Below are 10,853 nucleotides of genomic sequence, written 5' to 3' on the forward strand. Positions count from 1 at the left end.
GAGTGGCATGGGTGCTTTTCTTGAGCATTTGGTGTTGGAGGGGTTGAAATAGTTGAAGTGGTCAGATAGCCCCTAGAATCTCCCCGGGCCCCGCGAATACAGTTATACCATCCATCTCAGAGAGTTTCTCTGTGTTTCTGATGTCCACCTCCCTCATATGGATGGTTATTATCCTCCCGCCTGAGACAGCGCCATATGGACATGCTCTCTGACACAGACCGCAGCCCCTGCACTTCAGCAGCCTTATTTCAACCCCTGGAACTATTGCGTCCCCTGGACATGCCGCCGCGGCAAGGCACTGCTCGCATCTCCTGCAGAGTTCAAGTTCAAGTTTTGATGGGAGGACCGTTTCAACATCGCCCTCCTCAAGGTCCACCGGAACGCAGTACACAGGCACTCCACCCTTACCTGCCTGGGCCACTGCGTTTGTCACAAGTGTGTCGGCTATGCCATGAACTATCTTGGCCACGGTATTGGATGTTACAGGGGATACCACCAGAAGATCATATCTACCCATGGAGAGCCTGCCTGTTATGGGGAAGCTGTAGCCCTCCCCACTTTCAAGCACAAGTTCCCTGTAGTATCCCCCTGAAACTTTCCTGACCCTATCAAAGAGGCCGTACATCCTCAGAACCTCTTCTGCAGCACCCGATAGGAGGATGGTTACCTCGTGGCCCCCTGAAACCATCTCCTCCAGTGCCTCAACACTCTCAAGGAGCAGGTGCCCGGCCCCTGTGAATGCCCAGGCAATTCTCATCTACTGGATCTCCATGTACCTGTAGGCCTCTGACTCCTCAAAGGCGTAGTGGACCTTTGTATAGGATGACATGAACTCTGAAACCTCTTCATTAACATCCCTGCCGTCAATAACAACCCTCTTTATGTATTCTGCAACCTCTGACATCTCTGACTCCTTCATGCCACGTCTCGTTATCTCCTGCGTACCTATCCTTATTCCTGAGGGGTCTTCTGACCTGTTAACATCATCCCATGGGAGAAGATTCTTGTTGAGTATTATGTTGTTGGCTTCGAGTCTCTTGGATATCTCGGCGGCCCTGCCAATGTCTGATACATCCATCACAACCTGATGGGATTCTGTGAAGTCGAGGTGCTCACACAGTACGTTGAATCCAAGTTCATTGAGGTTCTCTGCTAGTTTCTTTGCGTTTCTGATTGTCTGTGCCGCGTATTCACTTCCAAACTCAAGCATCTCTGCGGTTGCTATTCCAAGGCCGGCCACATGGTGGAGGTGGTGGTTACTCACAAGTCCCGGGAAGACCGCCTCATCTATGTCATCTGCAAGTTCCTCCCTGCAGAGGATTATGCCTCCCTGGGGTCCGGGAAATGTCTTGTGTGTGCTTCCCACCAGCATATCGGCCCCCTCCCTGAGGGGATCCTGGAAGTACCCTCCTGCAATGAGGCCAAGGACGTGGGCGCCGTCGTACATTATCCTTGCACCGACCTCCTCTGCGGCCTCAACGGCCTCCTCCACAGGGTGGGGGAATAGAAAGAGACTTCCACCGAAGAGTATTATCCTTGGTTTGACCTCAAGGATTTTCTTCTTCATTGCATCAGCGTCTATGTTCATATTTTCAAAGTCAAAGGGGTGTGTGTATATTTTGAATCCCCTCACACCGGCTGCACTGACCTTTGCATGGGATATGTGACCGCCATATGGGACCTCCATGGCCATTATGGGGTCCCCAACATCTGCAGTTGCAAAGAAGCATGCGAGGTTGGCCACAACACCAGAAGTTGGCTGGACATTCGCATGTTCTGCCCTGAAGAGTTTCTTTGAGAGTTCAATTGCCATCTCTTCAATCTCATCTATGTACCTGCAGCCCTCATAGAGCCTCTCGCCCGGAAGGCCCTCTGCATAGCGGTGTGAAAGGTCAGAGGTGAGGGCCTCCCTGACCCTTGAACTGGTTATATTTTCACTTGCTATGAGGTTGATGCTTGACTCCATCCAGCTGTTATGATCCTTCATGAGCTCTCTTATCCTCTCGGTATAATCCTGATTGCTGACCATGAAAATCATCTCCATTAGGAAATAGTTAAAATTACAATATAAAATTGGTGCCGCCAATTTACCTGCAGCCAGTCATGAGCCCAGGAGATGAATCTGCAATAGAACATGGAAAAGGCGTTTTTATGAAATAGCTGCAGAAATAGCATTGAAAGATTAAATCAGTTAGCAGATAAAAGAAATGGTTTTGATGGGCCGGCCCATCTATTTTGAAGCAGGTTCGTTGAGTGCAGCTTCGATCTGAGCCATGATCTGCTCTGTTTTGAAGTGCTGCTGGTCCATTGCACCTGATGGACATGCTGCCACACAGGTACCGCAACCCTTACAGAGGGCCACGTTAACGTTGGCTTGCCCTTCCTCTATGCTTATGGCACCGAATGGACAGAGCTCAATGCAGACCTCACAACCACCGCAGACGTCGGAATCTGTAACTGCGATTATTGGCTCAATTTCCACTTCACCCTTGACCATGGGTATTGCTGCACGTGCAGCTGCACCTGAAGCCTGTGCAACAGCGTCAGGAATGTCCTTTGGACCCTGAGCCACACCTGCAAGGTACACACCGTCTGTCAGTGTGTCAACAGGCCTGAGTTTTGGGTGTGCTTCCATGAGGAAGCCGTCTGCAGATTTGGATAGACCGATTGTCTGCCTGAGTGTCTCTGCACCCTCCGGTGGCACGAGACCCACACCAAGGACAACCATGTCGTAGTCGTACTCTGTGAGCTTACCGAGGAGTGTGTCCTCTGATCTCACTGTGAGTGTGAGGTCAGGGTTTTCGATGACCTCAGCAGGTCGTCCCCTTATGAATTTGATTCCGTATTTCTCCTGTGAGCGTTTGTAGAATTCCTCGAATCCTTTACCGAATGCCCTTATGTCCATGTAGTAGAGTGTAACCTCTGTGTCAGGCATTTTGTCCTTGATGAGCTGTGCGTTCTTCATGATGTACATACAGCAGACACGGGAACAGTAGGGTTTTCCAACCTGTTCGTCCCTTGAACCGACGCAGTGGATGAATGCGACCCTCTTTGGTTTTTCTCCGTCTGATGGTTTGAGGACCTTACCATCGGTTGGACCTGATGCGTTGATCATCCTTTCTAGTTCAAGGCCTGTTATGACGTTTGTGTGCCGGCCGTAACCGTATTCGAGTTTCTCTGTTGGGTCGTAAGCATCGTATCCTGTTGCAACGATTATTGTACCAACTTCGATTTCGATTTCCTCTGGTTCCTGGTCGTGCTTAACGGCTCCCCTTTCACAGACCTCATCACAGAGCATGCACTCTATACAGTAGTCCTTGTCAATGGTTGCGCATAGCGGGACAGCCTGTGGGAATGGTATGTAGACAGCCTTGGTCATACCGATTCCCTCGTCGAAGTAGTTGGGCATCTCGATCGGGCATACCTCTACGCAGGAACCGCATCCGGTACAGAGGTCCTCGTCTATGTACCTTGGTTTCTTCTCTATTTTGACCTTGAAGTTACCTATGTAACCGTCAACTTCCTTAACCTCGGCGTAGGTTATGAGTTCAATGTTTTCGTGTTTACCGACATCCACCATTTTTGGTGCAAGGATACACATTGAACAGTCGAGGGTTGGGAAGGTTTTGTCCAGCTGACCCATTCTTCCTGAGATACTTGGCCTCTTCTCCACCATGTAGGTCTTGAATCCCATGTCTGCCAGGTCAAGGGCGGCCTGTATACCTGCAACCCCTCCCCCAATGACCAGGGCCTTGTCATCCACACTAACCTTTGATGCCTCCAGGGGCTCCAGGAGTCTTGCCTTGGCAACCGCCATCCTCACAAGGTCCTTGGCCTTTTCTGTTGCACCCTCAGGGTTGTCCATGTGGACCCATGAGTCGTGTTCCCTTATGTTTGCGAATTCGAAGAGGAACTGGTTGAGTCCTGCCTCTTCAACACATCTCCTGAAGGTTGGTTCGTGGAGCCTTGGGGAACATGCAGCCACAACTACCCTGTTTATTCCGAGTTCCTTGATGTCCTTCTGTATCTCAAGCTGACCTGGGTCGGAGCAGTAGTACTTGTAGTCCTTTGCAACCACAACGTTTGGTAGTTTCGCAGCGTAGTCCCTTACAGCCTCAATGTCGACCACACCGCCGATGTTTACACCGCAGTGACAGACGTAAACACCGATTTTTGGTTCTTCCATTGTTTCTTTTTTTTCTTCTGCCATTAGATCACCTTACATAGGGATATCTAGCAATGATATTTATTTGATGTAAGGTATAGCACAGTGCTAAATAAACATTTCTATCAAAAACTTTAAGTAAGATTTATATACTATTACATTTATTTTAATCAAATTGCTAAAAATTAAAAATATTTTCATTATATTCCGAATTTGAAATAAATTTTTCAGAGTATAAATGACCATGCTGGCAGTGACACAAGGCCCAGTACCGTGCTCATGAATATGCATGATGATACAAGGTCAACGTCAAGGTCATTCTCGATTGCAAGTACCGCTGCAAGCATGGCCGAGGGCATTGAGGCTTCAAGCACAGTTACAGAGAAGTCCAGACCCTTAAATGATAAGATGTAAACAATGAATGCCGCAATTAGAGGGGATACTATGAGTCTCAAGGTACTCACAAATGTTGCTTCAACCATTGAATCCCTCAGGAACCTGAAGTTCAGTGAAAGACCAAGTGAGATCATGATGAGGGGAACCGCTGCACCGGCCAGATAGCCAAGAACCGTGCCTGCAATTCCCGCAGGTAATCCCATCAGGTTGAAGGTAAGACCCAGTATGAATGCCCAGAGGGGTGGGAAGGTGGCTGCCCTCTTAACGACTGCAGTCCCCCCAGACCCTGAGATAAATGATAGGATAAGCCCGAGGAATGTGAACATTACAGTTGTGCCTGTATCATAGAATATGGCCCTTAAAAGACCCTCAGATCCAAATATTCCCTCAGTCACAGGGTAACCCAGGAAACCTGAGTTCATCATGGCTGCAGCCACAATCATCCCCCAGGTTTTCCGGGAATCCATGCCCCTCCTTCCCGCCCACAGGGCTGCTATGGTTCCAGATAATGCCCCGGTGGTTATACATACCAGTGGTATCAGGAATAGATCCGCTATTCCGCTCAAATCAGCCCTGTAGAGTGATGTGAATATCAAGGAGGGTATTGCAAGGTTGATGACAATCCTGTTGAGGGGTGATGCATCCTCCTCCCTCAGCATGCCACTCAGTTTAAGTGCATGTCCTGTGAGGACAAGGATCAGTATGGAGAGAACCGTTTCAAACGAGCCCATAAAAATCAAAATAGGGTTTAATCAACGATACCTGCTTCTGTTATCTTGAAGACACACTCACCCTCCGGGAGGTGGGGGCTGTCAACAAGCCTCGCTATCCTCTTACCTGCAAGTCCCTTCTTGAGCCACAGCCGGTAGGTTGCTGCATGGCCCAGGACATGTCCGCCTATCGCCTTTGTGGGGCTTCCAAAGAAGGCATCGGGTCTTGCCTGAACCTGGTTTGTTACGAAAACCGCTGCATTGTAGCTGTTTGCTATGTTCTGGAGGGTGTGGAGGTGCTGGTTGAGCTTCTGCTGCCTTGTTGCCAGGGCCTCCCTCCCAACATACTCTGCCCTGAAGTGGGCTGTGAGTGAGTCCACAATCACGAGGCGTATGTTCTTGCCCTCCTGTATTAGCTCATTCACCTTCTCTGCCATGAGTATCTGGTGACTTGAGTTGAATGCCCTTGCAATGTGTATCTTATTGAGAACCTCATCAAGGTCCAGCTCAAAGGCATTGGCTATCTGCTCTATCCTTTCTGGACGGAAGGTGTTCTCTGTATCTATGAACACAGCCTCGGCATCCAGACCGCCCATTTCCTCTGGCAGCTGCACAGTCACTGCAAGCTCATGGGATAGCTGGCTCTTACCTGACCCGAACTCTCCGAAAACCTCGGTTATTGCCTGTGTTTCAATCCCGCCGCCTATGAGTTCATCCAGGGCCTTGCTACCTGTTGTTATTCTGCCCACGTCCTTTCGACGTTCCATCACATCAAAGGCTGTTTCAAAGTCTATCTTCTCAGCCCTTCTGGCAGCCTCTATCACCTTTTCAGCCACGCCCTCACCAATTTCCGCCTTCACAGAGAGTTCCTTGGCTGTGGCTGTGGCAAGACGCATCATGTCCCCGAATCCTGCGTCCCTTAATTTCTGTGCCGTTTTGGCCCCTACATTTGGTAGATCTTCAAGTTCAACCATTTTAATCTCCCTTAAATTTCATTTTAAAGTTCAACCTTCACAACCTTTCTGGGTATGAACCTCAGTTCCTCATTGTATTCATCAAAATCCGCCTTTCCAATAACCTCCACGGTAACGCCATTGAGGTCCTCAACCCTCTCCTCAAGGGCTGATTCATCTGCAGACTGATTTATGATATCAACAACCTCCCCCGTGGACATTCCCAGGATTTTTTCAGCCTCCCTTCCAAAGAAGGTTATGAGGACCTCACCGGTATCATCCATGATCCTTCCAGGGATCATCAGGAGGTACCGTGGCTCATCCACAAGGGCGCCGCAGAAGTTACAGATGTTCTCATCAGAGAGTTCAAGCCTCTCATTGCACGATGGGCACTTTATGGATAGAATTCTCCTGCCTGACATTTCTGTGAGTTCACCCTTTATCATGACATTTCTTGAATCCCCCGGAAGGTCCTCAATGTTTACCCGTGGATAGAGGATTTCCTGGAGCTCATCAAAGGAGGGTAACCCTTCAATATCCCTTTCAGTTGCCGGTTCAATCCTTGAACTTCTCCCTATGCTGAGTTCAAGCCTCTCTCCACCCAGATCATTCCTGTAGATTACGCGGGGGTTTTCTATTCTCACCGCATCTCCAATGCTCAGTTGTTTCTCCGCAGCATCATCCCAGAGACTTGCCCTTATGGATCCTGTATCATCAGCAAACTCAACGGTTCTCACAAGGCCCGGTGTCCCGTCCCCCCTCTGGAACTCCCTGGGATCAAAGAGATCAACCACCCTTGCAATTATCCTTATGTTCCTGTCGTCCTCCTCAAGTTCATCAATCTTCTTTGTGGTGTAGAACATCTCCTCAAGCTCCTCAAAGGAGGGCAGGTTCTCAATATCCTCAGGAAGGGGTTCCACTATCCTGGTTGTTCTTCCTGTGTTGAGTTCCACGCTGTAAAGCCCGAGCCTTATGCGGGCATTCTCTATTCTCACAGCATCCCCCACATTCAGGGGTTTTTCTGCCTTTTCATCCCAGAGACTGACCCTTATCGTGCCTGTCTCATCTGCAAGTTCCATTGACCTCACGATGCCGGTTCCATCCTGCCTCTCAAATTCCCTCGGGTCGCTGAGGCTGAATATCCTACCTGCAACATCCACCTCCTCGCCCTCATCCTCCATTTCAAGTATTTCGGCTATCTTGAGGGGTCTCAGATGCTCCCGGTACTCCTCAAGGACCTTAAGGAGCGAACCATCAGATTCAGGGTTGACGGTGATGCGAGTGTTGAAGTTGGTGTTGATGCGGTATGACTGGTTGAAATCATCAAATTCAACCCTTGCACCGGATATCCTGACAATGTCCCCCTTGTTGATCTTTATGCGGCTGTCCTCATCCCAGAGTGTCACCCTCGCAGAGCCGGTATCATCTGTAATCTCAATGGATCTTACAGAACCTGTTGTTCCATCGTTTCTTTCAAATTCCACAGGGTCATGAACCCTTGTTACAAGGCCCATCACGGTTGCACTCTCCATTTCATGGAGGTCCCCTATCTTAATCACCTTCTCACTGTACTCGGGAACATCATATTCGCCCGGCACAATCCTGGTCAGGCTGGTGTGGGTGAGTGTTACACTGTCATCCCTTCTTCTTGTCTGGGCCCCCAGTATTTTAACCGCGTCTCCCTCATTAAGACCAAGTTCCTCCACAAGGGTGACGTCGTTGTTCCAGATGGTGTAGGTGGTTGAACCGGTTTCATCCATTATTTCAAGTGAAAGGAACCTTCCCTCACGGCCATCCCTCTCAAAGGTCCTCACCCGTGATATGCCTGTTATTCTCGCAATGACGTTGACCTCCTGGTCCTCTGCAAGGTCAGCTATGGGGGTTATCTCCTCCCTGTATTCTGGAAAGTCCGGGAAATCCGCGGGGTCAAGGACCTCAACCCTCGACCTTGGCATCAGATGGGCTTCCTTTCTGCCTCCAAATCCGCCCCTTATTCTAACATCCCTTATCCTGATCACATCTCCCTCATTGAATTTTTTGAGGAGCTTCATGTTCTCTGTCCAGAAAACGGTTCGAAGTTCCCCTGTATTATCTGCAATTATCACATTGGCAAGTTTTCCCTCTCTTCCCTTCCTTGTGATGAATGTCCGGGGACTTGATATTTTCATGACCCTCCCTGTCACCGGGGTCTCTGCACCCTCCTCAAGTTTGGATATGGTATCCATCCTGTGCTCTTCCTTCTCTGATAGCATTGTATTTTCATCCCTGAGGATCTCATCAACCACCGTCGTTGCAATTGCAACATCATCCATGAATTCTACGTCCCCATATTGCTCTTTCCTTTTCTCTATTAGCCTTTGGAATTCCTCAAGGGACATTCTGTCCTTAATCCTTTCATATTCCCTCTTAAGTTCTTCCTTCATTTGGGTCCCTCACTTGATTAATAATTATTACGCACCGTCTATAAAAGACTTGGTGAGGTCCTGGAAACTAATATTCCTGGAACTGTTACTACCTTGTATTACTAAATATTTAAATTTTATTATCAAAGTATTTATTAGTGTTGGGTGAAAATATAACTGTAAAATTAAGCCGAGTTTTTCAGTATGAAGGCGAAATGCAGATATCCAGTGAACATGGGGGGACATTTGAACCTTAAGGATGCTCTAATTTTCACAGCCAGCCCCATGGATCCATTGCTGGAAATTTTATGATGCCTTCAGTATATTCTGCTAAAGGAGGATAGAAGATGTCTATGACTGTTTCTGAGAAAATACTTGCCATGGCTTCAGGTAAAGACCGTGTAGAGGCCGGTGAAATAGTTATGGCCAGTATAGATGTCGCCATGACCCATGACCTCACAGGACCCCTGTCGGTTGAATCCTTTGAAGGAATAGGCAGGGAAAGGGTCTGGGACCCTGAAAAAATCGTTGTGATATTCGACCACCAGGTACCTGCAGATTCCCTGGACGCGGCCCAGAACCACATGATAATGAGGGACTTTGTGAGGGAACAGGGCATAAAGAACTTCTATGATGTAAGGGAGGGTGTATGTCACCAGGTGCTGCCTGAAAAGGGACATGTGGTGCCTGGAGAGGTTGTTGTGGGAACAGACTCCCACACCTGCACCCACGGTGCCCTGGGGGCCTTTGCCACGGGTATAGGGTCAACTGACATGGCAATGGTCTTTGCCACCGGAAAACTGTGGTTCAGAGTTCCTGAAACGATACGGTTCGAAATAAGCGGATCACTAAGAAAACACGTGTATGCAAAGGACGTCATACTGAACATCATAGGTGAGGTGGGGGCAGACGGTGCCACCTACATGGCCTGTGAATTTGCAGGTGAAACCGTCGCAGATATGAGCGTATCAGACCGTATGGTGCTCTCCAACATGGCAATAGAGATGGGGGGTAAAACCGGAATAGTTGAACCTGATGAAAAAACCATAAGGTACGTGGAAAGTAGATCAGATAAACCCTACAGGGTGTTCAGGACAGACCCTGATGCACCCTCCCTCAGTGTCATGGAGGTTGATGTTTCTGAGCTTGAACCCCAGGTCGCATGCCCGCACAACGTTGACAATGTGAAGCCCGTCAGTGAGGTGGATGTTGAGATAGACCAGGTTTTCCTTGGTTCATGTACAAACGGCCGCCTCAGTGACCTCAGAGATGCCGCTGCAATACTGAAAAACAGGGAGGTTGCAGACAGCGTCAGGATGCTCGTGATACCCGCCTCAAGGGAGGTCTACCGCCGGGCCCTCTCAGAGGGTCTAATGGAAATATTCGTGGATGCCGGCGCCCTCGTATGCAACCCCTGCTGTGGACCATGTCTCGGCGGCCATGTGGGACTCGTGGGGCCAGGAGAGGTCAGCCTTTCAACATCAAACAGAAACTTCAGGGGCAGGCAGGGAAGCCCGGATGCAGAGGTATACCTATCATCCGCAGCGGTTGCAGCCGCATCTGCAGTAACAGGGAGAATCACCCACCCGGGTGAACTTGAATAGTTGGAGGTGCTTATATATGAAAGGAAGAGTCTGGAAATTCCCCGATGACGTGGACACGGACATAATAATACCTGGACGGTACCTTGTTATGCGTGACCCTGAAAAACTCAGGGAGCACGTCATGGAGGGCCTTGACCCTGAATTCCCCTCAAAGGTCAGGCCAGGAGACTTCATAGTCGCCGGGAAGAACTTTGGATGTGGTTCATCACGGGAACACGCCCCCCTTGCCCTCAAGGGTGCCGGAATAGCCGCGGTCATTGCAGAGTCCTTTGCCAGGATATTCTACAGAAACGCCATAAATGTGGGTATACCTCTTCTTGAGGCGCCAGGAATAACAGAGAAACTCAATGAAGGTGATGAGATAGAGGTGGACCTTGAAAGGGGTGTTATAATACGGGGAGACGAAGAATTCCCCTTCAAGAGACTCCCCGAGTTCATGGTGGAAATACTTGAAAGTGGGGGTCTCATACCCTACCTCAGGAAAAAGGGAGAATTTGACGGGTGAATACCATGAAGATAGCCATTATACCAGGGGATGGTATCGGTAAGGAGGTCATGGAGGCCGCCCTCCACGTTCTTGGGGGGCTGGACCTTGAACTGGAATTTGTGTATGCAGAGGCAGG

The 10,853-nt window shown here is 49.2% G+C and carries 8 protein-coding genes and 1 pseudogene; 3 read left to right on the top strand and 6 right to left on the bottom strand.

Features of this window, described 5'->3' with window-relative positions; translation table 11 throughout:
- Positions 1-61: 61 nt before the first annotated feature.
- From ACPLJI_RS01595 to ACPLJI_RS01620, 6 genes are all read right to left on the bottom strand, one after another.
- On the bottom strand, positions 62-757 hold the full coding sequence (locus ACPLJI_RS01595; RefSeq protein WP_424731301.1) for a dihydromethanopterin reductase (acceptor): 696 nt from the start codon (positions 755-757) through the stop codon (positions 62-64).
- A complete protein-coding gene (gene glyA, locus ACPLJI_RS01600; RefSeq protein ID WP_424731302.1) occupies positions 758-2,029 on the bottom strand; it encodes a serine hydroxymethyltransferase in 1,272 nt (423 codons plus the stop codon).
- 201 nt (positions 2,030-2,230) lie between these two features.
- The gene (hdrA, locus tag ACPLJI_RS01605; protein WP_424731303.1) at positions 2,231-4,210 is read right to left on the bottom strand and encodes a H(2):CoB-CoM heterodisulfide ferredoxin reductase subunit HdrA; all 1,980 of its coding nucleotides are present in this window, start codon (positions 4,208-4,210) and stop codon (positions 2,231-2,233) included.
- A gap of 182 nt (positions 4,211-4,392) precedes the next feature.
- Complete coding sequence (locus ACPLJI_RS01610; RefSeq protein ID WP_424731304.1) at positions 4,393-5,292, bottom strand: AEC family transporter; 900 nt, start codon at positions 5,290-5,292, stop codon at positions 4,393-4,395.
- Between the two features lie 17 nt (positions 5,293-5,309).
- The gene (radA, locus tag ACPLJI_RS01615; protein ID WP_424731305.1) at positions 5,310-6,245 is read right to left on the bottom strand and encodes a DNA repair and recombination protein RadA; all 936 of its coding nucleotides are present in this window, start codon (positions 6,243-6,245) and stop codon (positions 5,310-5,312) included.
- Positions 6,246-6,268: 23 nt separating this feature from the next.
- Positions 6,269-8,647 carry an OB-fold nucleic acid binding domain-containing protein gene (locus tag ACPLJI_RS01620; RefSeq protein WP_424731306.1) on the bottom strand — a complete coding sequence of 793 codons (2,379 nt, stop codon included), beginning with the start codon at positions 8,645-8,647 and terminating at the stop codon, positions 6,269-6,271.
- A gap of 326 nt (positions 8,648-8,973) precedes the next feature.
- On the opposite strand from ACPLJI_RS01620, the gene hacA reads away from it, so the two are divergent.
- From hacA to ACPLJI_RS01635, 3 genes and pseudogenes are all read left to right on the top strand, one after another.
- On the top strand, positions 8,974-10,230 hold the full coding sequence (gene hacA, locus ACPLJI_RS01625) for a homoaconitase large subunit (protein ID WP_424731307.1): 1,257 nt from the start codon (positions 8,974-8,976) through the stop codon (positions 10,228-10,230).
- A 16-nt stretch (positions 10,231-10,246) separates the two neighbouring features.
- Positions 10,247-10,735: a 3-isopropylmalate dehydratase small subunit gene (locus ACPLJI_RS01630; RefSeq protein WP_424731308.1), complete on the top strand. Its 489-nt coding sequence runs from the start codon at positions 10,247-10,249 to the stop codon at positions 10,733-10,735.
- Between the two features lie 5 nt (positions 10,736-10,740).
- Positions 10,741-10,853 (top strand): annotated as a pseudogene (locus ACPLJI_RS01635) (NAD-dependent isocitrate dehydrogenase); the annotation flags it as partial.

Origin of the sequence: Methanothermobacter sp., assembly GCF_049720995.1 — an archaeon.
GTDB lineage: Archaea > Methanobacteriota > Methanobacteria > Methanobacteriales > Methanothermobacteraceae > Methanothermobacter.